This window comes from Mycobacterium sp. 852002-51152_SCH6134967, assembly GCF_001667105.1.
GTDB lineage: Bacteria > Actinomycetota > Actinomycetes > Mycobacteriales > Mycobacteriaceae > Mycobacterium > Mycobacterium neumannii_A.
This window is the reverse complement of sequence record NZ_LZIK01000053.1, coordinates 103,259-124,062: the sequence shown is the minus strand read 5'-3', so window position 1 is coordinate 124,062 and position 20,804 is coordinate 103,259. Positions and strand designations below refer to the sequence as shown.

25 protein-coding genes and 1 riboswitch are annotated in these 20,804 nt (G+C 64.3%); of the genes, 14 read left to right on the top strand and 11 right to left on the bottom strand.

Going from position 1 to position 20,804, the window contains the following annotated elements; all coding sequences use genetic code 11:
- Positions 1-212: 212 nt before the first annotated feature.
- Positions 213-560: a DUF732 domain-containing protein gene (locus tag A5790_RS25520; RefSeq protein WP_082961747.1), complete on the bottom strand. Its 348-nt coding sequence runs from the start codon at positions 558-560 to the stop codon at positions 213-215.
- A 12-nt stretch (positions 561-572) separates the two neighbouring features.
- Positions 573-860 (bottom strand): DUF3761 domain-containing protein, encoded by a 288-nt coding sequence (locus tag A5790_RS25515; protein ID WP_082961746.1) that lies wholly within the window; start codon positions 858-860, stop codon positions 573-575.
- A 215-nt stretch (positions 861-1,075) separates the two neighbouring features.
- Between A5790_RS25515 and A5790_RS16025 the strand changes: the two genes are divergently transcribed.
- The 8 genes from A5790_RS16025 to A5790_RS16000 all read left to right on the top strand — a co-directional run bounded on the left by A5790_RS16025 (position 1,076) and on the right by A5790_RS16000 (position 6,917).
- The gene (locus A5790_RS16025) at positions 1,076-1,477 is read left to right on the top strand and encodes a DUF2510 domain-containing protein (RefSeq protein WP_066846046.1); all 402 of its coding nucleotides are present in this window, start codon (positions 1,076-1,078) and stop codon (positions 1,475-1,477) included.
- Between the two features lie 85 nt (positions 1,478-1,562).
- Entirely contained in the window at positions 1,563-2,174 is a 612-nt protein-coding gene (locus A5790_RS25510) for an Ltp family lipoprotein (RefSeq protein ID WP_082961745.1), read from the top strand.
- Between the two features lie 3 nt (positions 2,175-2,177).
- Complete coding sequence (locus A5790_RS25505; protein ID WP_082961744.1) at positions 2,178-3,776, top strand: LppP/LprE family lipoprotein; 1,599 nt, start codon at positions 2,178-2,180, stop codon at positions 3,774-3,776.
- 62 nt (positions 3,777-3,838) lie between these two features.
- Entirely contained in the window at positions 3,839-4,033 is a 195-nt protein-coding gene (locus tag A5790_RS25805; protein ID WP_156656417.1) for a hypothetical protein, read from the top strand.
- Positions 4,034-4,273: 240 nt separating this feature from the next.
- Positions 4,274-4,385: riboswitch (SAM riboswitch) on the top strand.
- A gap of 38 nt (positions 4,386-4,423) precedes the next feature.
- Positions 4,424-4,789, top strand: a complete 366-nt coding sequence (locus tag A5790_RS16010) for a hypothetical protein (protein WP_156656416.1) — start codon at positions 4,424-4,426, stop codon at positions 4,787-4,789.
- Between the two features lie 1,094 nt (positions 4,790-5,883).
- The gene (locus tag A5790_RS16005; RefSeq protein WP_082961743.1) at positions 5,884-6,108 is read left to right on the top strand and encodes a helix-turn-helix domain-containing protein; all 225 of its coding nucleotides are present in this window, start codon (positions 5,884-5,886) and stop codon (positions 6,106-6,108) included.
- On the top strand, positions 6,105-6,257 hold the full coding sequence (locus tag A5790_RS26250) for a hypothetical protein (RefSeq protein WP_231987806.1): 153 nt from the start codon (positions 6,105-6,107) through the stop codon (positions 6,255-6,257). The genes A5790_RS16005 and A5790_RS26250 overlap by 4 nt, the downstream gene beginning before the upstream one ends.
- A gap of 63 nt (positions 6,258-6,320) precedes the next feature.
- On the top strand, positions 6,321-6,917 hold the full coding sequence (locus A5790_RS16000) for a DUF2637 domain-containing protein (protein WP_231987805.1): 597 nt from the start codon (positions 6,321-6,323) through the stop codon (positions 6,915-6,917).
- Positions 6,918-6,960: 43 nt separating this feature from the next.
- Here A5790_RS16000 and A5790_RS15995 read toward each other — a convergent pair whose 3' ends face one another.
- From A5790_RS15995 to A5790_RS15985, 3 genes are all read right to left on the bottom strand, one after another.
- Entirely contained in the window at positions 6,961-7,326 is a 366-nt protein-coding gene (locus A5790_RS15995) for a hypothetical protein (protein WP_066846027.1), read from the bottom strand.
- A gap of 528 nt (positions 7,327-7,854) precedes the next feature.
- Positions 7,855-8,655 carry an SDR family oxidoreductase gene (locus A5790_RS15990; protein WP_066846024.1) on the bottom strand — a complete coding sequence of 267 codons (801 nt, stop codon included), beginning with the start codon at positions 8,653-8,655 and terminating at the stop codon, positions 7,855-7,857.
- A gap of 54 nt (positions 8,656-8,709) precedes the next feature.
- Positions 8,710-9,330, bottom strand: coding sequence for a superoxide dismutase (locus A5790_RS15985; RefSeq protein WP_066846021.1), 621 nt, complete (start codon positions 9,328-9,330; stop codon positions 8,710-8,712).
- Between the two features lie 355 nt (positions 9,331-9,685).
- On the opposite strand from A5790_RS15985, the gene A5790_RS15975 reads away from it, so the two are divergent.
- Together A5790_RS15975 and A5790_RS15970 are read left to right on the top strand one after the other, a co-directional pair.
- The gene (locus A5790_RS15975; RefSeq protein ID WP_066846015.1) at positions 9,686-10,684 is read left to right on the top strand and encodes a GNAT family N-acetyltransferase; all 999 of its coding nucleotides are present in this window, start codon (positions 9,686-9,688) and stop codon (positions 10,682-10,684) included.
- Positions 10,684-11,502: a shikimate 5-dehydrogenase gene (locus A5790_RS15970; RefSeq protein WP_197696803.1), complete on the top strand. Its 819-nt coding sequence runs from the start codon at positions 10,684-10,686 to the stop codon at positions 11,500-11,502. The genes A5790_RS15975 and A5790_RS15970 overlap by 1 nt, the downstream gene beginning before the upstream one ends.
- A gap of 1 nt (position 11,503) precedes the next feature.
- Here the strand turns inward: A5790_RS15970 and A5790_RS15965 are convergent, their stop codons facing one another.
- Positions 11,504-12,208, bottom strand: a complete 705-nt coding sequence (locus A5790_RS15965; protein ID WP_066846009.1) for an LpqN/LpqT family lipoprotein — start codon at positions 12,206-12,208, stop codon at positions 11,504-11,506.
- A 188-nt stretch (positions 12,209-12,396) separates the two neighbouring features.
- Here A5790_RS15965 and A5790_RS15960 point away from each other — a divergent pair, with 188 nt between their 5' ends.
- Entirely contained in the window at positions 12,397-14,154 is a 1,758-nt protein-coding gene (locus A5790_RS15960; RefSeq protein ID WP_231987804.1) for a PE-PPE domain-containing protein, read from the top strand.
- 5 nt (positions 14,155-14,159) lie between these two features.
- Here the strand turns inward: A5790_RS15960 and A5790_RS15955 are convergent, their stop codons facing one another.
- Positions 14,160-14,471 carry a hypothetical protein gene (locus A5790_RS15955; protein WP_066846004.1) on the bottom strand — a complete coding sequence of 104 codons (312 nt, stop codon included), beginning with the start codon at positions 14,469-14,471 and terminating at the stop codon, positions 14,160-14,162.
- Between the two features lie 24 nt (positions 14,472-14,495).
- On the opposite strand from A5790_RS15955, the gene A5790_RS15950 reads away from it, so the two are divergent.
- Both A5790_RS15950 and A5790_RS15945 read left to right on the top strand, forming a co-directional pair.
- Entirely contained in the window at positions 14,496-15,185 is a 690-nt protein-coding gene (locus A5790_RS15950) for a DUF5642 family protein (RefSeq protein WP_231987803.1), read from the top strand.
- A gap of 29 nt (positions 15,186-15,214) precedes the next feature.
- The gene (locus A5790_RS15945; RefSeq protein ID WP_066846001.1) at positions 15,215-15,877 is read left to right on the top strand and encodes a DUF5642 family protein; all 663 of its coding nucleotides are present in this window, start codon (positions 15,215-15,217) and stop codon (positions 15,875-15,877) included.
- Here the strand turns inward: A5790_RS15945 and A5790_RS15940 are convergent.
- Together A5790_RS15940 and soxR are read right to left on the bottom strand one after the other, a co-directional pair.
- Positions 15,874-16,470 (bottom strand): alpha-ketoglutarate-dependent dioxygenase AlkB, encoded by a 597-nt coding sequence (locus A5790_RS15940; protein WP_066845998.1) that lies wholly within the window; start codon positions 16,468-16,470, stop codon positions 15,874-15,876. The genes A5790_RS15945 and A5790_RS15940 overlap by 4 nt on opposite strands.
- A 33-nt stretch (positions 16,471-16,503) precedes the next feature.
- On the bottom strand, positions 16,504-16,938 hold the full coding sequence (gene soxR, locus A5790_RS15935; protein ID WP_064399538.1) for a redox-sensitive transcriptional activator SoxR: 435 nt from the start codon (positions 16,936-16,938) through the stop codon (positions 16,504-16,506).
- A 37-nt stretch (positions 16,939-16,975) separates the two neighbouring features.
- Between soxR and arcA the strand changes: the two genes are divergently transcribed.
- Complete coding sequence (arcA, locus tag A5790_RS15930; RefSeq protein WP_156656420.1) at positions 16,976-18,187, top strand: arginine deiminase; 1,212 nt, start codon at positions 16,976-16,978, stop codon at positions 18,185-18,187.
- Between the two features lie 49 nt (positions 18,188-18,236).
- Here arcA and A5790_RS15925 read toward each other — a convergent pair whose 3' ends face one another.
- Together A5790_RS15925 and A5790_RS15920 are read right to left on the bottom strand one after the other, a co-directional pair.
- Positions 18,237-19,100, bottom strand: a complete 864-nt coding sequence (locus tag A5790_RS15925) for a type IV toxin-antitoxin system AbiEi family antitoxin (RefSeq protein WP_066845992.1) — start codon at positions 19,098-19,100, stop codon at positions 18,237-18,239.
- A 156-nt stretch (positions 19,101-19,256) separates the two neighbouring features.
- Positions 19,257-20,798: a dolichyl-phosphate-mannose--protein mannosyltransferase gene (locus A5790_RS15920; protein WP_066845989.1), complete on the bottom strand. Its 1,542-nt coding sequence runs from the start codon at positions 20,796-20,798 to the stop codon at positions 19,257-19,259.
- Between the last annotated feature and the right edge of the window lie 6 nt (positions 20,799-20,804).

The window sequence follows — 20,804 nt, the reverse complement described above, 5'->3', positions numbered from 1 at the left end:
CGTCCGCGCTGACAGTCGGGGAAGTCAGTGACATAGCGCCTAGGGGCGCTGTCAGCGCGACTAGAGCTGCCAGAAAAGCGTTCGAACGCTTCATCTCGTCCTCCTTGTCGCCCAACTGTGGCCGACCTCGGCACTTTTCATAGGTGGCGACAGCCTGCCGTGATGATTTTGGTGATTATGGGGGCTACACCGGCCCGACTTTGCCAGCGTGTTCAGGGCACAGGTGATGAATCGCATATCCAGCGAAGATGGCCGCGTGGGTAATCGGGATATGGGGAATTTCCAGCAGCCTGAAGGACTGGGGTGAGCGGGTCACCGCCTCGGTCCAGCGCCGCGCAGACCTGATGGCCCACAGTCACCGGTTCCATGCCGCTCAGGAAGTGTGGCCAGCTAGCGTAGCTGCTGCCCAGCGAGCCGATGGCTTGAAGGAACTGATACTCGTCTTCGGGCGTGGCCGATGCCGGGGTAGCGCCGACGAGGCTGATGGCGATGGTTGCGATGCCGCCTCCTAGGATCACAGGGGCGAGCGAGAGCTTTCCGATCGCCGAACCATAGCGCATCAAGCGTTCCTCTCAGAGTGCATGATCGATGCCGCCATGACGTGAGCAAGCCCCTCGCGACGTGACGCTCGACGAGTACGTGCCGTCCTCGCACACGAAGGTCGCGCCCTCGGGGGGCTGCGAGGAGTCCGTGGGTCGAAGGATGCAGTCGCCCTGTGAGTTCTCATACTCGTCACTTGCACAGCTGGCTGTGATGACGACCGAGGCCGTACCGGGATTTATTACCGTGGCGGCTGCGAAACCCCCTAGCGCAGCAGCGGTGAGGGCAACAGCCGCTATCAACCTCTTGCCTATCAACACGTCTCCTCAAAGATTGATCTTGGATGGCCCGGCGTACCAGCCCCGTCTGGATGCGCTCAGGTAAGAACGGTAGGGGCGTTAGCAGAGGTTAGGAATCAGGGGTTTCCCTATAACTTGTTTGCGGGCCATTAAGTACGGTCCAGGGGGAGCCGTAGGCGTGGCGATACGTTCGAATCGCTGCCGTCCCAGGCCGGGGTGTCCTACGCTCAGCAAACATGACCGCACCACCTAATTCACAACCCGGTTGGTATCCGGACCCGCTGAACCCTGGGAAACAGATCTACTGGGACGGCGCAAAATGGGGCGAACCGGTAGGCGTGCCGGACGATTCCAGCAAGAGCAAGAAGACAGCGGTCGCAATAGGCGTCTGTGTGCTCGCCGTCGTCGGACTTGTGATGTCGATGCAGTCAGTCAGCCTTTTGACCGGCTCAGGCCCGGTGTGGACCGGTGTTGCTGTAGTCGGGGTAGCCACGGCTGTCGCATTCTTCATGGGCGCTGCGACGTGGGTTCGTGTCATCGCTGCAATGTTGTTGGCCATCTCGCTCCTGAACGCCTTCTACATCGAGAATCAGCTCAACGAGAAGCGCGACGAACTGACGCACGTATTCGACAGGTAGGTCCTTGTCGGACGCTGCGGCGATGTTCGCGTCGCGCCCTTTTGGGTGATACAGCTAAGTCGGTGTTTAGGCAGAGGGGGACTTTATGACGCAGCCGAGAGCGGGTTGGTATCCCGATCCATCTGATCCAAGTCGGCAGCGATACTTCGACGGCAATACTTGGACCGAAAACTACGCCAACTTCGGCGCACCAACGCCGTTACCTGCTCAACCGGCGAAATCGGGCATGTCCACGGGCTTGAAGATCGGACTCGGAGTAGGTGCGGCAGTCTTGGCGTTGATTGTGCTCGCCTCCATTGGTAACGGCGGCGAAAAGTCTCCGTCCACGTCCTCCGGTACCGGAAACACGCCTCGCACTATGGATGTCACGCCCACGACAACCAGGAGCGGATTCACCCCGGCGCAGGACCAGGCAATCGCGAAAGCCAAGAGCTACCTGGGCTTCGCTGGATTCTCCAAGCAAGGCCTAATCCAACAACTGGAGTTCGACCAATTCAGCACGGCAGATGCCACCTTCGCGGTCGAGCGCTTAGAGGCCACCGGCGGCGTGGATTGGAATGAGCAAGCGGTCAAGAAGGCTAAGAGCTACCTGAGCTTCACCTCATTCTCACTTCCGGGCTTGGTGCAGCAACTGGAGTTCGACGGCTTCACTCCGAGTCAGGCTCAGTACGGTGCCAACACAGCATACGGAGGCTGAGCCATGCCCTTGGCCCAGGGAACAACGTTCGCCGGGTACCGAATCTTGCGGATGCTCGGGGCGGGCGGCATGGGGGAGGTGTATTTGGCGCAGCATCCTCGATTGCCGCGCCGTGATGCTCTCAAGCTGCTGCCGTTGGAATGGTCAGCCGATCCTGATTATCGGGCGCGGTTCAACCGGGAGGCGGATCTCGCATCAACGCTGTGGCATCCGCACATCGTCGGCGTGCACGACCGAGGTGAGCACGTAGGCCAACTGTGGATCTCGATGGACTTCGTCGACGGCATCGACGCGGGCCGTCTGCTACGTGAGCGGTATCCCGGCGGTATGCCCGCCGACGAGGTCGCCAAGATCGTCACAGCTGTGGCTAGCGCCCTGGATTACGCGAACAAGCAGGGCCTCCTTCACCGTGACGTCAAGCCCGCCAACGTGATGCTCACCCACGTCGATGAGCAAGGTGAGCGGCGCGTGCTCCTGACCGACTTCGGCATAGCGCGCAACCTCGACGACGTCAGCGGTCTTACAACTACAAACATGACAGTGGGCACCGTTGCCTACTCCGCCCCAGAGCAGTTGATGGGTGAGGACATCGACGGGCGCGCGGATCAATACGCTCTCGCAGCGACCGCTTATCACCTGCTCGCTGGGTCGACTCTGTTCCCAAACTCCAATCCAGCAGTCGTCATTAGCCGCCACCTCAACTCACCAGCGCCCAGGCTGTCAGACAAAAACCCAGCGCTGGCTCCTCTCGATACAGTCTTGGCAGCCGCATTGAGTAAAAGGCCCGAGGACCGGTTTGCGCGATGCAGCGACTTCGCGCTGGCCTTCACTGAACAAATCGGCGCGGAGGTCACGGCTCGACCGTCGGCACCCACTACGCCAGCCCAGATTCCCGGAACCTCCTCACCCGGTGCAACTTCTGAACGCCAATTAGCCCGCGAACCAACGAAGAACCGATCGTCGCGGCGATTGCTACTCGCAGCCCTGGTTGCGGCAACACTCTTAATTGGTGGTGCCTTATGGGCGTGGCGTCCGTGGCAGCAGCCTTATACGGGATCTAACCCGTCAACGCACCCCCAAACGACGACCCCTGTGTTGCCGACAACATCGCCGACTCCACCGCCGCAAAGCACATCATCGGCGAGCGCGCTGCCGCCCCCGCCTCCCACCACCTCAGAACGGCCCCTCTGCATAAAAGGTGAGGAGTCAGCACCGGTCCAGCAGGTGGTCAGTCGCTTCACTCCTGGGGACATCTTCCCGAATGCCCCGGCAGATCTGACGGTCATCACAGAGGGAGGTAATTTCGACTCCTGCGCCACGTTGTCCGCCGTATTCATCAGCATTGCGGAGGGCACTGGTAGTACCCCATCGCTTGTTTTGCTGTTCCACGAGGGGAGTTACGTTGGACCGGCCACGCCGACGCCATACGCTTTCACCTCGTTAGATACCGCGCTCACTACTGATGACACCGTCGTGTTGAAGTATGGTGTGCCGGGAAGTTGCAACGCTTGTCCTGACATGACATTCACCATTGTGCGATTCAAATGGGATGGTGACCACGTCGTAAAGTTGGGCGACCCGCCGAGCACTGGGGAGTACTAGGGCAGACGGCTCGTCCAAGACTTTGCGATGGCTCAGACGCAACCGCGTCAAGGGGAGGAATCTTGAGCACCGATCAGTGGGCGAGGTTGGGAATGGGCATCGCCGGTAGCCTCGTGCTGGCCCTCATTGTCGCCGCTTTCGTCGATAGCGGACGCGATGTCACGCAGCCGCCGCTTTCGATTTGGAAGTTGGTCGGTTCCTTCATCGGGGTTTTCGGCGGGGGCACGGCGCTGGCCATCGCCGTCGTCTTACTGTAGGCGGATGCATATCGGATGACTAACTCCTCGGCGTGAGGATACGTGAGTACCCTAGGGATTCGCGGCCACCGGACCCGAGTCGGTGTTCACCGAGCCGACGTCGACAACATCGCCGACATCCTCAACACCGTGCGGGCCAATGCCTCTCGGCCGATCAAGCAGTCTGAGGTAGCTGATATATCGAGCCGATGATGCCGGGCAATCCGCGATCCACAAGTGGCACAGCTAGAATGAAGTGAGCTTCACGAGTCACCATCGCCAAGCTCCGACTAGATGGTGCGCCAACCCCACGCTCGTGGGTGGCTCGGATGACGAAGCGGCTGGCACCAACCGGTGTCGGCAAGAGCGCCTCCCAGTCGTGGTGGAGGCCCGACGATGCGGAGTCTGAGGATGAACGTGGAAGAGTGGGCCGAGAAGCATCGCCGTCGGGGCCACCATCCGTATCCGTCACCGACTGCTGAGAATCCCGAACGATGGCTTTGCGAGTGCACGGATGTGGCGGGCACCGCCGTCTGGCGCATCCTCACACCTGAGCAGATCCAGCAGAAGTTTGCGCATATGAGAGGTGCCGCTGAGACGCGGGAACAGCAGAAACGGCGAGTCGACCGGGCAACAATGCGCCCGCTCGGAGACCTGCTCGGCCATCTGGACATGCTCCTCGCTAACTGGGAGGACGGCACCGACTTGCCATACGGCGCGCTGCCAACCGTGGCTCGCGGATTCGCGGCTCAACTGCGCGGAGCCATTCATGGCTGAAGCAGGCGAGAGCGGGAGGCGCGACACGGGTGTGAGCGTCACAATCGAGACGAGCACATTGACAAGTTGCGGGCGGATAACGAACGGTTCTATCGCATGAACAGCCATGACCCACAAGGGTTTAAGTGGTCAAAGATGGACCCCGTCAGCCGCAGGCGCTGCGATGAGCGCTGAGCGCGGGTGGATCGCAGAGCCCCAGCCTCCGCGCGTCTCCCAACACCGCTCACGGGCCTCCTATTGGGCCGACAAGATTGCGCGTACCGGCGCTCTCATCACCGAGACCGATATTCGCACTCGACAACGTGTATTGGAAGAGACATGGGCCGAGCAGGAGGCCGAGAACGCCAGGTTGCGCGCCATCGACTGCAGCCACATTCCGCGCTTGCGCATAGCTAACGGATATGCGCGCGGGCGTCCGCGTCCTTCGAGGAGTGGGCAGCAATGAGCGATGACGAAATGTTGGCTTTTCAACGGGCCAAGCACGGTGACCCCTACATGCCGCTCAGCATGGCCAAGAAGATGCAGCGCGACGAATCGAAATGGCGGCACCTGAAGAACTCCGCGACGAGGACGCCCTCCGAGCCGTGCCGCTATGGCGACAGAGCCTGCCTGACTCACTCATGTGGGCGGCCGCGATGAGTGCTGAGAGTGGCCCGTTCGAGAACCGCCACCCTCGAAACCTGAAGACGCAGCGCTTCTCAACACTTCCCGTTCTGCTGCGGAGAGGTGGCCGGAGAATGTGAGGTAGTCGATCCACAGGAACGAGTTCGGGTCCGGTGGCTCGTCGGCGAACTGATAGACCTCCAGGAAGGTATGGGCTCGCTTTCTCGGTACCGGCGGCTGCAGTCCCTGCACAACTTGATGGAGTTCTTCGAAACTCAGGTACCCGATCCGGTAGGCCCACGCAGCATCCTTATAGGTGTCCGGTCGTAGTGCCCCCAAGTCATCACCTCCACATCGCATCGCAGAGAGGTCTCACCGAGCACAATCCCCCCGGACTCATTCCCGCCGCAGAGATCTACAACTCGAAGTCGAGGTGGACTCCCATGCCGCTATCATTTACACCTGATATTAGATTGAGATAATATCATGTGATGATCGAACTGTCCGAGATCCGGCGCGAGGCAGGGGTAACTCAAGCTGAGATGGCGGCTCGTCTGTCCATCACGCAGGGCGGCGTCTCTCAGCTTGAGCGCCGCAGCGATGTCCTCCTGAGCACGTTGTCCGACTACCTCAACGCCCTCGGCGCCCAGGGGCGGATCACGGTCACGATCGGCGGGCGGAGATTTGAACATGCGCTTACGGAGGAGGACCGATGACACCCAACCTCACCCAGTCCGACATCACCCGGCGCAACCATCGCCACGCCGTGGCGTTCTTCTGGGCATGGCTGATGCTCGCCACCTCCGTCTCGCTGACAGGCAACGTAACGCATGCGTGCCTCACGGCCACGTCTGATGGCCGGTGATTGGCTGCGAGCGTCGCCGCCGTCCCGCCGGTAGCCCTTCTGTTGTCCGTCCATGGGCTGGCTGTGCTAGCGAAGACGACCGCCTCGGGTGCCGTCTACCGCGGCGCGGTCGCCGCCACCGCAGCCCTCGCGGCAGGCGCGTTCATCCTGTCGTTTATCGCGCTGCGCGACCTTGCGGTAATCGCGGGCATCGGTCCAGATCTCGCGCCGGTTTTGCCGCTAGTGATCGACCTCGCAATCGGCGTCGCCACCCTTGCACTCGTCGCAATAGGCGATAAACCCGCACGCCGCAGCCGTATCGCGACTCGTAGCGCGGGAGCTATCGCGGCTCCAGGCGCGAGCACCGCGGCTTCGAAACGCGACGCTGCGGCCAACTCAGTCCGCGCTGGAGCTCCGGCGGACCGCGCCAACCCGGCCACGGCCGCGACGGAAAGCGTGCCTGTCAGCGCGGACGATCCGCGGCGCGAACTCGCGGCCGCGCTGGTCGTTCAGAAGGTGACGCGGAAGCCGGTCGAGGTGGTTACCTGCATCCTCGCCGCACATGACGCTGGTGATCCGTTGAACGGGATTGCCAAGAACGTCGGGGTGCATCACTCGGTGGTGTCGCGGATCATCGACGCCGCCGCAGCGCACCGCCAGCGCACCCTCGAAGCGGCATAAGACCGATCGGGACAGGACAACCAGCACTTATTCCGCGCCGAAGTCAGCGAGCCTCAACGTGACTTGCGGTGCGCAGGTGCACGGGCAGGTAGTTGGCGTGAGCTGGTGCGAGTTCATCGGCGGGCTCGTCGACCACCACATGGAAGGTCGGCTCGAACGGCGTGCCGTGCTCCATATCGAAGCCAACCTTGGCGACGTAACCAATTCCGTCGTAGCATTCGCCGCCACTGTAGGCATGCACCCGATCGCCCACCGTGAACGGCACGGTCAGCTCCAGGAACTGCATAGCGCGCGCCACCGAGCCCAGTGGCAAGGTGATCACGCACTCGGCGCAGTAGCCGCGCTCGATCGGGTCGACGTAGAAGATCTTCCGCAGCTTCTTGCACGAAAAGCAGAGTTTGTGATTCATAGCTACTCCTTTGGTGGTTGCAGGGGTCTTCGCGAAATCCAGATCGGGTGGACCTCTCTCAAGGTCCGCCAGGAGAGGAGTTTGCTGGAACTGTCGCGGCGGTCTGCCAGTCCGCAGCCAGTCCGCAGCAGAGTTTCGCGGTGCTCTTCGCAACCAACACAGCCAACGGCTTGACCTGCGGGTTTCTCGCACAATCAACATGGCCTTGCGCAACAAACGTCGAGGAATGTTCGTTCGCATCGAGTAGGTCAGGGGTTCGATTCCCCTTAGCTCCACAGAGTTTGATCAGGTCAGAGTCGAGGCTTCCGCCGCCCGATGATCGCACCGGAAGTCACCGGAATCTCGCGGCCGGCGTGACGACCTACCCTTCGTTTTATGGCTCGGTTTACCGCCTTGCGAAGTGGGGCACAGTTCGCGGCAGTGGGTGGCGATCGGTGAGGGTTGCACCGGTGCCACCCGCGAGGCGGTCAGCGGGGTCAACCTCTTTGTTGAGCAGACAGCTCTGCCTCGCTGCCCGTCGCCCTCGAGTCACTTGCTCGCAGTCGTGGCCAGTCCGCCGTCGACGGGGATGATCGCCCCGGTCAGGAACGCTCCGGCGCGACTGGCGAGGTAGACCGCGATCCCGGCCATGTCGTCGTCGCGTCCGATCCGACGCAGCGGCGCCGACGCCGCGATCTCATCGCCGAACGCATCCAAGGTCGCGGCCATCATCTTCGACGGGAACGCGCCTGGCGCAACGGCATTGACCGTGATGTGCTGCGGCCCCAGTTCGCGGGCGAGTACACGGGTGAGCTGATGGACGGCCGCCTTACTGGCGCTGTAGGAGTACGTCGGCAGTTCGGGCACCCGGATGCCGTCGACACTGCCGAGGTTGATGATCCGGGCCGGATCGTCCGCGGTGCCTGCGGCACGAAGTGCGGGCAGGAACGCCTGAACGAGCCAGAACGGCGACTTGACGTTGACGTTGAGGATCTTGTCCCACGCGGAGTCGGGGAAGCTTTCCAGTGGCTCGCCCCAGGTCGCACCCGCGTTGTTGACGAGGATGTGCACCGGCTCGCCGCCACCGGTCACCTCGTCGGCAAGCCGCAGGCACTCGTCGTGTCGTGAGAGGTCCGCAGGTATCGCGCGCACCTGGCCGAACCGGGACAATTCTTCCTGCGCGCGTTCGCAGGCGTCGGCTTTTCGCGAGCTGATCACCACGCTGGCACCGGCCTGCAGCAGACCGCGGCTCATCATCACGCCGATGCCGCTCGTGCCACCGGTGACGACGGCGCGCTTGCCGGTGAGGTCGAAAAGCTCTGTATGCGTGCTGAACTGACCGTCACTCATCGCCAAGCGCCTCCATCATCGCCATGGCGGCGCGCGAGGCCGCCCCGCTAGAGACTAGAAGATGAGCCCGGATGCCTTGCTGGTGGCCGCGGCGAACCGGTTCTGGACGTCCTCCCAGTTCACTACATTCCAGAACGCCTTGACGTAGTCGGCTTTCACGTTCTTGTACTGCAAGTAGTACGCGTGCTCCCACATGTCGACCTGCAGCAGGGGGATGATGCCCAGCGGGACGTTGGCCTGCTGGTCGTACAGCTGGAAGGTGAGCAACCGTTGACCCAGGGTGTCGTAGCCGAGCACAGCCCAGCCGGAGCCCTGCAAGCCGTTGGCGGCGGCGGCGAACTGCGCCTGGAACTTGTCGAACGACCCGATTTGGTCGTCGATCGCGGCAGCCAGCTCGCCGGTCGGCTTATCACCACCGTTCGGTGAGAGGTTCTTCCACCAGATGGTGTGGTTGACATGTCCGCCGAGGTGGAACGCGAGGTTCTTCTCGTTGAGGAAGATCGCCGCATGGTCGCCATTGGCGCGGGCCTCTTCGAGTTTGGCGATTGCGTCGTTGACGCCCTTCACGTAGGTGGCGTGGTGCTTGCTGTGATGAATTTCGTTGATCTGACCCGAGATGTGCGGTTCCAGTGCGCCGTAGTCGTAGTCAAGATCAGGCAGGGTGTACTCAGCCATGAGCTTCCTTTCTGGAGGGGGTCGACGCTGCGTACCCGCGCTGGCCCAGATTCCACAGATGGCCTCGGCGTCGCGCAGAAGGGCTCCGCGCAGCCTATGCGGGAGGCCCAATATCTGTCTAGGTGTTCAGATGTTGTGCTAACTTGGCGGTTGCGGGCGGCCGCCGAGTACATCGATGCAGCACATCATGTAGCGACTTGTCTTCCGACGGGTGGCGGAGCGCCGCGGCCGACCCGCGCCAACCCCGACGATTTGCTGGTCGATCGATTCGGTGATTGCCGTGCGACCGATGCCGCTGACGGGTGACTCGCGCGGTTCCTTGCTCGTGGCGAGGAGCAGCCCGTAGCCTCGTGAGGTGGCCGGCCTGACCGGCGTTCGCGCCGACGAACTCACTGCGCTGGAAATCTTTCGTGGCTATCGGTCCGAGGATCTCGTGCCGCTCGCGGCCCAGCTGACGCCTCTGAATGCCGCCTCCGGCCAGGTGCTCATGCACCAGGGCGAACTCGCGTTGTCCTTCTTGTTGATCGGCTCCGGCGCTGCCGAGGTCACGCACGTCGGAGACGACGGGCACGACACCGTCGCGCGGCTGACGCCGGGCATGATCGTCGGCGAGATCGCATTGCTTCGGGACACCACCCGCACCGCGACGGTGATCGCCACCGAACCTGTGCGCGGTTGGGTCGGGGCGCGCGAGGCGTTCGCGATCCTGCTCGAGATCCCGGGCATGCTCGACCGGCTGCTGAGCACCGCCCGACAGCGCCTCGCCGCATACGTCAGCCCCGTTTCGGTCCGGATGCGCGACGGAACGGAGTTGTTCTTGCGGCCCGTGCTGCCGGGCGACAACGAACGGACATCCAAGGGTCCCGTCGAATTCTCCAGCGAGACGCTGTACCGGCGTTTCCAATCGATGCTCGTGCCGAGCAGGTCGCTGATGCGCTACCTGTTCGAGGTCGACTACGAACACCACTTCGTGTGGGTGATGACCGACGGTCCCGACGGACCGGTGGTCGCAGACGCGCGGCTCGTTCGCGACGAAGCGGATCCGGCCGTCGCCGAGGTCGCGTTCCTCGTCGCCGATGCGTACCAGAACAAAGGTATCGGATCGTTTCTCATGGGGGCGCTCGCGATCGCGGCGAAAGGCCTTGGCGTACAACGTTTCACCGCGCGTGTGCTCGCCGAGAACTACCCCATGCGCACCATCCTCACCCGCCACGGCGCACACTGGCAGCGAGATGACCTCGGGGTGGTCACCACGACCATCGACGTGCCGCGCCCGGCCAATCCGCCGTTCTCGACGGAACTGACCAGGCAGATCCGCGATATGGTCACTCAGGTCGTGCGGGCGGTCGGCTGATGCGCGTTCCGCTGTCCAAGGACACCAGGCTGTGCATCTCGTTGGCGGGTCGGCCGAGCAACATCGGCACCCGGTTCCACAACTACCTCTACGACCTGCTCGGCCTGGACTTCATCTACAAGGCATTCACCACAACGGATATCGCCGCTGCGATCGGGGGAGTGCGGGCGTTGGGCATCCGCGGTTGTTCGGTGTCGATGCCGTTCAAGCAGGATGTGCTGGGGCTGGTCGACGACATCGAGCAGTCGGCTCGCTCCATTGGCGCCGTCAACACAATCGTCAACGACGACGGTCGGCTCACCGCGTCGAACACCGATTACCTTGCGGTGCAGGGGCTTATCGCCGAACACGGTTTGCAACCGTCACAGTCCGTGCTCGTGTACGGCAGCGGGGGGATGGCCAGTGCGGTCGGGACCGCGCTCCGCGACGCCGGATTCGACCACGGCATAATCGTGGCCAGGAATCCTGAGACCGGTCGTTCCTTGGCCGACCGGCTCGGCTACGACTACCTCGCCGAGGTCGGCGCGCGCACCGCGGACGTACTGGTCAACGTCACTCCGGTAGGGATGGCCGGTGGGCGTGAGGCCAACGAAACGGCGTTCGGCGAAGAGGCCATCGCCAACGCGCACACCGTCTTCGATGTGGTCGCGATGCCGTCGGAGACACCGCTCATCAAGGCCGCGCGCGCGGCGGGCATCGGCGTGATCACCGGTGCTGAGGTGATCGCGCTGCAGGCCGCCGAGCAGTTCGAACGCTATACCGGGGTTCGGCCGACCGCCGAACAGGTCATGGCCGCGTCCGCGGTCTCGCGCGCCTGAGTCACGGGGTGATCTTGGTCTGTTCGTCGATGACCCCCGTGGCGTCCATGAGGGCTGTCATCTGATCCTCGCGGCCGTCGGCGTTGAGTTGCAAAACAAACAACCCGTCTTGTCCAGGGATCACGACGGTTTTCTGCGCGATCGCCCGTAGGACACCGTCTTTGGTGTACGTTCCGCCGATCTGCACCGCTTCGAAATCAGAGAGCGTGGAGGGCGAGCCTTCCTGTGCGCCATCGTATCCGGGTAGGTTCATGATCTCGCCGGGCGCGAACTCGAGGATCTTCGCCGGGTCGACGTTGCCGCTCAGTTTCGACACCAGCGCGATGATGGTCGGGGGGTCTTGTGCCATGGCCGAGTCATCGGAAACTATTGCGGCATAAGCCCATTGGGGCTTACGTGGTCCGGCGTCGCTCCAGCCGGGCGGAATCGGCAGATCGATGGTCGGCGAACCGGGGTCGCCGCGCTGAACCGGGGTCTCCGTGATGTCGTTCTCGCGAATGTAGTCGACGATTGTGTAGTTCGCGCCCTGGGCTTGCGGCGACGTGGGGGGTGCGGGCGAGGCACTGGTTTCCGATGTGGTCGCTTCCTCTGAGGTCGTCGTATCGGATGTCGCCTCGCCCTCGGTGTCCGAGCTGCAGCCGGCGAGGCCAAGGCCGAGTGCCACGGCCGCGACCGCGATGATGCCGGCCCTCATAGACGTACCCATTTGCTCCTCCATCGGTCTGGTCTGCGCCGTAGCCTACGGCCGCCTTTCGGCGTTTGCAGTAGAAAACGCCCGTAACAGCGGTTAGGCAGGTGTTGCCGTTCGGAACAATATTTTGCTACGGGCCTCCTACGTGGTTAGCTGGGAGACGTTTCTGCGTGACAGCGGCGATAGGGTGAGAGGGAGACGCGATGCGGGGTCGGAATGCTCGACTGAAGACGACAACGCGTTCGCTGGGGGCGATGGTTCTGGCGTTGTTCGCAGCGATCGCCGTGGCGGTGGCGTGGACGACCGCGACCGCGGTTCAACTGGCGGCGAGCGCGTTGATCATGGGCGGTACCGAACATCCGTTGACCTCGCCACCCGATGACCCCGCATACATCAGCCAGTACTTGAGCAACGCTGTTCTGGGATTCATCAATCCGGCCTCGGGTACTGCAACGACGAGTCCCGGCGTCCCGCCCATCGACGACGTCGACGGCAATGTCTATGCGGTCGTCTACCCTGCGGCATTCTTCCCGGTGTTCGGGAGCAAGACCTTCGATGATTCTGTGGACGAAGGCGTGACGAGTCTCAACGGCTGCGTTCGAGGAAGCAGTTCCGCCTGCGTCTACAACCCCGACGCCAGCTACGACATCGAGGATCCGGATCAACCGGTGACAGCCCCTCCTGCAGATGAGGATTACGTCATCTTCGGCTATTCGCAGAGCGCCGTCGTGGCTTCGTTGGTGAAGCGGGACCTCATCGCGAACCCGAGGGACGCCGGCGAGACCTCGTTCTTCCTGCTGGCCAATCCGATGCGCCCCAACGGCGGCATCCTCGCCCGCGGCCCGGAAGGCCTCACGATCCCGATCATCGGCATCACCTTCTACGGCGCAACACCTACGGACAGCTGCGATCAGGGCCCCTGTATGCCGACGGTCGACGCCGCGGCCCAGTACGACCTTCTCGGAGGCGACGCACCCGCCAGCCTCACCAACGTGTTGGCTATCGCCAACTCACTGGCCAGTTATTACTACCTACACGGCGATCTGCAGAACGAGAACTTCGACGACGCCGTTTATCAAGGCTCTTACGGCGACACCGACTACTACCTGTATCCGGCTGAACGGCTGCCGATCCTGATGCCGTTCGAAGCATTTGCGCCGTCGCCGATCCTGACGGCGCTGGATGCACCGCTTCGGGTGCTGATCGAGGGCGCCTATGCCCGCGACGTGAACCCGGGTGTCGCGACGAAGGTCGGCTTGCTGCCGTTCCGGAACCCGATCGCCACGGCGATCAATCTGGTGAAATCCATCCCGACGGGCCTCGACGACGCGATCGAGGAGGTCTCCGGGGACCGCCCGCTGGGCACCGAGGAGACCACCAGCCCCTTCGGCGTCGGCGGGCCCGAATTGCCCACGCACCCAGCAGAAGACAGCACTGCGACGACGGTCGAAGACAACGCCGTGACGAGGATGTCGTGGGCGCACGCGGGAGACGCTGACCGAAGCGAGCAGACCGTCGTCACCGACGGCCTAGCGCCCGTCACCGGTGACGCCGGACCCGAGGGTGACCAACTCGGCCAGACGCCTCCGGTCGAAGACACGACCATTCAGGTCGTCGAGAACCCGACACCGTCCGGCGACGAAGGTGCGACGACGAACCTCCGCGAACAAGTGGTGGTCGAGGGAGGCGTCGACAGCACGGGCGCCGAGACGACCGGAAACGGCGCCGTCACCGGCAAGGCACCCAGGATGGGGTTCAAGCCTGCGCTTCCCAAGCTGCCCAAGTTGCCGAAGCTGCGCGGACCGATCTCGTTCGACAAACCGGTTCGGCTGGGTCCCTCGCCCGCGAGTCGACCGGATCGCAACGAGGCCAGCAGCGCTGAGACGGTTTCGGAGCCGAACAGCACGCCTGCCGGCGGTGAGACGGGCGGCGAGTCCGACGCAAAGGACGCCGCTGCCTGACGCGATCAGCGGGAGCAGTTGAGCGAGACGGTGATCGATCTGCTCACCACGACCGTGATGAACTCGCGGTCTTCACCCTTGCCGACCGCGAACGTCTGGGTGACTTCCTGTGGGTTGCGCACGCTGGTGACGATGCACTCGTTGATCGGGCCACTGCCGACCCGGTCGATGACGACGTCGTAGCCCTGGTCCTCCAACTCGGCGATCGTGCGCGGCGCGTCACCCGGTTGCACCGGTTGTGCGGCGGCAGGACCCGCGGGCACCAGAATGGCGCCCGCCGCTGCTGCTGTTGCTGCCACACTCCGAAGAGCACCCATGACAGCCTCCAATCATGAGGGTCGATGCCCCCACTTGTTGATCGCCGAAGGGCCGCCGATCGTTGCATCGTCGCGGCCGCGGTGCTGATGATCTGCGTGGGCGCGTGCGGAACCGATCCCGGCTCGTCTCCTGCCGACCAGTCGTCGTCTGAGGGGCCCGCACAAGTCAACCCGGCCAGAATCGATCGCGCGCGCACCGCGCTGCCGGCCGGATACGAGGTGACCGACCTCGTCGGCCACGTCGGCCCGATCACCGCGTGGGGATACGGTGCGCAGTGGACAACCGACCCCGAACGATGTGCCGCGCTGGCCGACCCCGCCGCGGGCGCAACCCGCACCGACGGATGGTCCGCGTCGGGGCCCGGCGGCATCGTCTACGCCGTCGTCGCCGCCGCGTCGGGAGAGCTCGACCCGGCGGTGGTCGACGAGTGCGCGCGCTGGACCATTGCCGGCGGACGCACGACGGGAACTGTCACGCTCGAACCCGCCCCGGCCATCGACGCGGCGTCGACCATCGCGATGGCGACGTCGAGCAGAACCGTCGTGGAAGGCGGCACTGAAACGCTGTCACGCGCCGAGACCGTCACGGCTTACCTGGGTGACCATGTCGCCTTCGTCGCCGTCGTCACCGACCCGGGTTCACCCAATCCTCAACTCGGTCCGGATTTCGCCGCCCACCTGTTGACCGAAACGGTGTCCGCGTTACGGGGCTGAGCCGTCGTTGCCCGGTACATTGTGCGGCGATGTCGAAGAGGGCCATGGTCGCGGTCGCGTGCGCCGCTGCGCTCACCGCGTGTGGGAACGGCCAGCCGAGCGACGATCTGTCGCACGCCGACATCGGGCGAGTCAAGGATGTACGGACCAGCTTCGGACCCGGCTTCAAGGTCACCGACGTCGGGCCGACCGGGATCGACCCGCGGTTGCTGGCACGCCAGGAACTGCCCGAGGGCGTGAAGTTCGAGCCATCCGACTGTGCATCGTTCGCCAACCAGCAGATGGTCCCGGCGGGCGCCAAGGGCAATATGGCGGCGACGACGGCCGAGGGCGATGGCAACCGGTTCATCACGATCGCGGTCGAGACGTCCGAAACCGCGTCGGTCAATGCACCGGCCGAGAATTGTCGCAAGGTCGGATTCGCGGGCGGTGCGATGCGCGGGCTGGTCGAGGTCGTCGAGGCACCCCAGATCGAGGGTGCACAGACGTTGGGAACTCACCGCGTGGTGCAGACGACGGTGGACGGTAAGCCTCGCACCGGCGAGCTCTACAACTACCTCGCGAGCTTCGGACCGTTCCTGGTGATCGTCACCGCGAACCCGTTGGTGCTGCCCGACAAACCCGTCGCGAAGGTCGACACGCAGCGCGCTCGTGACCTGTTGGTCGCGGCGGTGAACGCGGTGAGGGCCTAGCGCACGTCGTGCGGGCGGAACTGGATGCTGATCCGGACACCCACGGGGCGCGTCGTCTTGGGGATCGCGTGCTCCCACGTGCGCTGGCACGACCCGCCCATCACGAGCAGGTCGCCGTGCGCATGTTGCAGCTTCAGCGACTTGCCCCCGCCGCGTGGCCGAAGCGCGAACGTTCTGGTCGCACCCAAGCCGATGATCGCGACCATGGTGTCTTCGGTGCTGCTGCGACCGACGGTGTCACCGTGCCAAGCCACGCTGTCGTTGCCGTCGCGGTACAGGCACAGCCCCGCGGTGGTGAACGGCTCGCCGAGTTCACCCGCGTAGGCGTCGTTGAGGCGACGCCGGAGTTGTTTGAGGCGTGGATGCGGCGGCGGGTCATCGACCAGGTTGTGGAAGCTGACCAGGCGCGGGACGTCGACGACGCGGTCGTACATCGGCCGGCGCTCCGCACGCCACGGGACGACCTCGGACAGCTCGGTGAACAGCGAGTCGGCATCGTCCAACCACCCGGATCGAAAGTCGATCCAGGCCCCGTTGCCGAGATGGCGGCGTTCGGCGTGCTCGAACAGCGAGCTCTGCAGCGCCAGCTCCATGGCCGTGATTCTATCGCACAAGCGTTCGATGCATCAGAGCCGCACCGCGCCGGGTCCTTGTTCGGCGAGGACGTCTCCGGGGTTGGTCAGCGCGCAGGTCTTCAGGCTCAGGCAGCCACAGCCGATGCAGCCGGTCAGGTTGTCGCGCAGGCGTTGCAGGTGCAGGATGCGGTCGTCGAGGTCTTGGCGCCAGCCCGCCGACAGCCTGGCCCAGTCCTTACTCGTCGGCACCCTGTCGTCGGGCAGGGTGGCCAGTGCTTCTCGTATGCGGGACAAGGGGATTCCGAGCCGCTGTGACATCCGGATGAACGCGACACGGCGCAAGGTCTCTCGGGCATAGCGGCGCTGGTTGCCCGAGGTGCGTCTGCTGTGGATGAGGCCTTCGCGCTCGTAGAAGTGCAGTGCCGAAACCGCAACACCGCTGCGAGCGGACATCTCGCCGGGAGTCAGCTCGTGAATCAACTCCATAACATCAACCATAGTTGAGGTGGGGTTGCGGGTTACGGTGCTAGATGTGACGTTGGGCTGCGACTCTGAGGTGGGTCGGCTGACTGCGGCCATCCTGCACCGGCCCGGCGCCGAGTTGCAGCGGTTGACGCCGCGCAACAACGATGCGCTGTTGTTCGACGGGCTGCCCTGGGTGGCCAGGGCTCAGGCCGAACACGACGCGTTCGCCGCGTTGTTGGTCGAGCGGGGCGTCGAGGTGATGCTACTCGCCGATCTGCTGACCGAGGCGTTGTCGCACAGTGGCGCGGCACGGATGCACGGGATCGCTGCGGCAGTCGATCCACGACGGCTGGGTTTGCCGTTGGCGCAGGAACTTTCGGCGTACCTTCGCGCGCTGGAGCCCGCACCGCTGGCCCATGTGCTGATGGCGGGTATGACGTTCAACGAGTTGCCGCTCTCGGGTGCGGAGCTGTCGCTGGTTCGGCGGATGCATCACGGGGGTGACTTCGTCATCGATCCGCTGCCGAATCTATTGTTCACTCGCGACTCGTCGTTCTGGATCGGCCCGAGAGTGGCGATCACGTCGCTGGCGCTGCCGGCGCGGGTGCGCGAGACCTCGCTGACCGACGTGATTTACGCACATCACCCGCGATTCCTCGGTGTTCGGCGGGCCTACGAATCGCGGTCGGCGCCGGTCGAGGGAGGAGACGTGCTGCTGCTCGCGCCTGGTGTGGTGGCGGTCGGGGTGGGGGAGCGGACCACACCGGCCGGCGCGGAAGCATTGGCGCGCAGCCTCTTCGACGACGACCTCGCCCACACCGTGCTGGCAGTGCCGATCGCGCAGTCGCGAGCGCAGATGCATCTCGACACGGTGTGCACGATGGTCGACGTCGACGCGGTGGTGATGTACCCGCCGGTCGTGGATTCGTTGTCGGCGTTCGCGATTCATCGTGACGGGAACGGCGGAGTGCGCATCGACGACGAGGTGCCGTTCGTCGACGCCGCCGCGACGGCGATGGGTATCGACCGGTTACGCGTCATCGCCACGGGGTTGGACCCGGTGACGGCCGAGCGTGAGCAGTGGGACGACGGCAACAATACGCTCGCACTCGCGCCGGGTGTGGTGGTCGCCTACGAGCGCAACGTCGAAACCAATGCGCGGTTGGCGGATGCCGGTATCGAGGTGCTGCCGATCCAGGCGTCCGAACTTGGCACCGGCCGCGGCGGCCCGCGGTGTATGTCGTGCCCGGCCGGCCGCGACCCGCTATAGCATCTGCAGTTTCGCGAGACGTACACCAGGGCCGTCAGCTTGCCGGCTCTCACGACCCTGGTGTACACCTCGCGAGCGGAGACCATCCGCGACGCTCAGCGGCTTCCCGTAGCCGGTGCAGCGTGAAGCCGCGGCTGTGCTCCTTGACCACATGGATGTCGAGCCAACCCTGCTTCTCGACCATCGCGTTGCGTCCGATGTCATGAACGAATCGAGGTCGGTCGGTCTGATGCTGCTCACCGTCATAGTCCAACGCGATCATCGGCTCGTCCCAACCCATGTCGAGGAAAGCCTCGGCGGCACCGTCGCAAACCCGGATCTGTGTGCGAGGCCGTGGATACCCTGCGTCCAGGACGAGGAGGCGCAGCCACGTCTCCTTCGGCGACTGAGCACCGCCATCCATCAGGTCCAGTGCGATGCGAGCGCGCTTCATTCCCCGCCAACCGCGATACCGCTCTACGAGCGGCGCTACGTCGTCCACCTTCACGCCGGTCGCCGCCGCTAATGCGTCGAGGTGCCTTACGGCTAAGTCGCGGTTCAGGTGTCGAGCCAGATCCAGCGCTGTGCGAGCCGGCGTGGTGACTGCGAGTTCACCGATCGTGCAGATCTCATCCCAATCGATCCGTTCATTCCGAACGACCACACCTGATCTGAGTCGCTCGCGCGGGCCAATCAATTCGATTACCGTTCCGGGTGAGACCCATTGGGCTCCATGAAGTGAAGCCGCCGCTCGCCCGGCGACGATGCCCCGCCGATTGCTCCAGAGCCAAGCCGCGTGCGCCTCGAGCTGGAGCGATGGCAAGGCGGCCCGTGGCACGTATACGCGGGGGTGAACAGACCTGTAGCGCCAGCGTAGTTGGCTGCGAGTGAGGCCGCCCTCAAGTAGTTCGTTGCCGAGAAAAGCTCGTTCCATGCGTCGGATGCTGGGTGCGCGCACTGACAAGTCGACCCACGATTCGCGAGATCTACACCAGGGCTGTGGATAACTCGTCGACTGCGACCCTCGTGTGTGTTTCGCGAAAACAATTAGTGTCCGAGAGCCGACTAGCGTGGCTTCCGCGCCGAACTCTCAACGCCAGGACGGCAGCCAGATCTGCATGTTCCAGGTGTTCTGCGATATCGGGATGCCGGTCAGGATCGGGTACATCCACGCGAAGTTCGTCAGCACCAGTGCGACATAACAACTCACCGCGATCAGCCCGAGCGTTCGGCGTTCGGCGTTCTGGTTCGGCTTGTGCAGGATGTCGCCGAGAATCAACGCGATCATCATCACCAGGAACGGCGCCATCGTCGCCGCATAGAAGAAGTACATCTGGCGGTCGATGCCGGCGAACCACGGCAGGAAGCCCGCGCTGTAGCCCACCAGCGCGACGCCATAACGCCAGTCGCGCTTGACGAATGCCCGCCACACCGCCCAGCCCAGCACCGGCACCGCCAGGAACCACATCGCGGGCGTGCCGACCAGCATCACGGCCTTCACGCACGACTGCGCCCCGCACCCGGGCACGTCCTGGTTGTCGATCGCATAGAGCACCGGGCGCAACGACATCGGCCACGTCCACGGCTTCGATTCCCACGGGTGATGGTTTCCGTCGGCGTTGGTCAACCCGGAGTGAAACCGGTACGCGGCATGCGTGTAGTGCCACAGCGAGCGCAACGCATCGGGGATCGGCAACACGCTGTCCGGGCCGATCGACTGCCCGACTTCATGGCGGTTGGTGGCCGTCTCCGAGGCGAACCACGGCGTGTACGACGCGAGGTACACCCCGAACGGGATGAGCACCAGCGCGTACAGCGACGGCCCCAGATCGCGACGGAATGCGCCCAGCCACGGTCGCGGGACGCGGTACTGACGCCGCGCGAGGATGTCGAAGACCACCGTCATGACGCCGAAGAACGCGATGAAGTAGACGCCCGACCACTTTGTGGCGCAGGCCAATCCGAGCAGAACCCCCGCGCCGAACCGCCACCACCGGACCCCGAGCCGCGGCCCCCACACCGTCTCGCCGATGCGACCCTCCAACAGCGCGATATGCATGCGCTCGCGAACCTGGTCCCGGTCGACGATCAGGCAACCGAACGCGGCCACCACGAACGTCACCAGGAACCCGTCGAGCAGCGCGGTCCGCGAGGCGACGAAGCTGACCCCGTCGGCGATCACCAGCAGGCCAGCGATGCCACCCACCAGCGTCGAACGGCTGATGCGTCGCGTGATCCGCGCGACCAGGATCACGACGATCACGCCGCACACGGCGCCGGAGAACCTCCAGCCCAGCCCGTTGTAGCCGAACAGCGCCTCGCCGATCGCGATCAACTGCTTGCCGAGCGGCGGGTGCACCACCAGGCCGTAGCCCGGGTTGTCCTCGACGCCGTGGTTGTGCAGCATCTGCCAGGCCTGCGGCGCGTAGTGCTTCTCGTCGAAGACGGGGGTGCCGGCGTCCGTCGGCGATCCGAGATTGAGGAACCGCGTCACCGCGGCCAGCGCGCCGATTACGGCGGTCATCACCCAGCCCTGCAGCCGGTCGACCGGGCCGAAGTCCGCGGCGGGCACCTGCGGCGCGGGGCTGATGACCGGGACCGCGCGCGGCTCTTTGGTGGCGGGGGCGGTCACGAGAGC

What these genes read in the sequence shown, in the direction of transcription:
- A5790_RS25520 (WP_082961747.1), bottom strand. Translation starts at nt 560, where the DNA reads ATGCGCTATGGTTCGGCGATCGGAAAGCTCTCGCTCGCCCCTGTGATC.
- A5790_RS16025 (WP_066846046.1), top strand. Translation starts at nt 1,076, where the DNA reads ATGACCGCACCACCTAATTCACAACCCGGTTGGTATCCGGACCCGCTG.
- A5790_RS25510 (WP_082961745.1), top strand. Translation starts at nt 1,563, where the DNA reads ATGACGCAGCCGAGAGCGGGTTGGTATCCCGATCCATCTGATCCAAGT.
- A5790_RS25505 (WP_082961744.1), top strand. Translation starts at nt 2,178, where the DNA reads ATGCCCTTGGCCCAGGGAACAACGTTCGCCGGGTACCGAATCTTGCGG.
- A5790_RS16010 (WP_156656416.1), top strand. Translation starts at nt 4,424, where the DNA reads ATGAACGTGGAAGAGTGGGCCGAGAAGCATCGCCGTCGGGGCCACCAT.
- A5790_RS16005 (WP_082961743.1), top strand. Translation starts at nt 5,884, where the DNA reads ATGATCGAACTGTCCGAGATCCGGCGCGAGGCAGGGGTAACTCAAGCT.
- A5790_RS26250 (WP_231987806.1), top strand. Translation starts at nt 6,105, where the DNA reads ATGACACCCAACCTCACCCAGTCCGACATCACCCGGCGCAACCATCGC.
- A5790_RS15995 (WP_066846027.1), bottom strand. Translation starts at nt 7,326, where the DNA reads ATGAATCACAAACTCTGCTTTTCGTGCAAGAAGCTGCGGAAGATCTTC.
- A5790_RS15990 (WP_066846024.1), bottom strand. Translation starts at nt 8,655, where the DNA reads ATGAGTGACGGTCAGTTCAGCACGCATACAGAGCTTTTCGACCTCACC.
- A5790_RS15985 (WP_066846021.1), bottom strand. Translation starts at nt 9,330, where the DNA reads ATGGCTGAGTACACCCTGCCTGATCTTGACTACGACTACGGCGCACTG.
- A5790_RS15970 (WP_197696803.1), top strand. Translation starts at nt 10,684, where the DNA reads ATGCGCGTTCCGCTGTCCAAGGACACCAGGCTGTGCATCTCGTTGGCG.
- A5790_RS15965 (WP_066846009.1), bottom strand. Translation starts at nt 12,208, where the DNA reads ATGGGTACGTCTATGAGGGCCGGCATCATCGCGGTCGCGGCCGTGGCA.
- A5790_RS15960 (WP_231987804.1), top strand. Translation starts at nt 12,397, where the DNA reads ATGCGGGGTCGGAATGCTCGACTGAAGACGACAACGCGTTCGCTGGGG.
- A5790_RS15955 (WP_066846004.1), bottom strand. Translation starts at nt 14,471, where the DNA reads ATGGGTGCTCTTCGGAGTGTGGCAGCAACAGCAGCAGCGGCGGGCGCC.
- A5790_RS15950 (WP_231987803.1), top strand. Translation starts at nt 14,496, where the DNA reads ATGCCCCCACTTGTTGATCGCCGAAGGGCCGCCGATCGTTGCATCGTC.
- A5790_RS15945 (WP_066846001.1), top strand. Translation starts at nt 15,215, where the DNA reads ATGTCGAAGAGGGCCATGGTCGCGGTCGCGTGCGCCGCTGCGCTCACC.
- A5790_RS15940 (WP_066845998.1), bottom strand. Translation starts at nt 16,470, where the DNA reads ATGGAGCTGGCGCTGCAGAGCTCGCTGTTCGAGCACGCCGAACGCCGC.
- soxR (WP_064399538.1), bottom strand. Translation starts at nt 16,938, where the DNA reads ATGGAGTTGATTCACGAGCTGACTCCCGGCGAGATGTCCGCTCGCAGC.
- A5790_RS15925 (WP_066845992.1), bottom strand. Translation starts at nt 19,100, where the DNA reads ATGGAACGAGCTTTTCTCGGCAACGAACTACTTGAGGGCGGCCTCACT.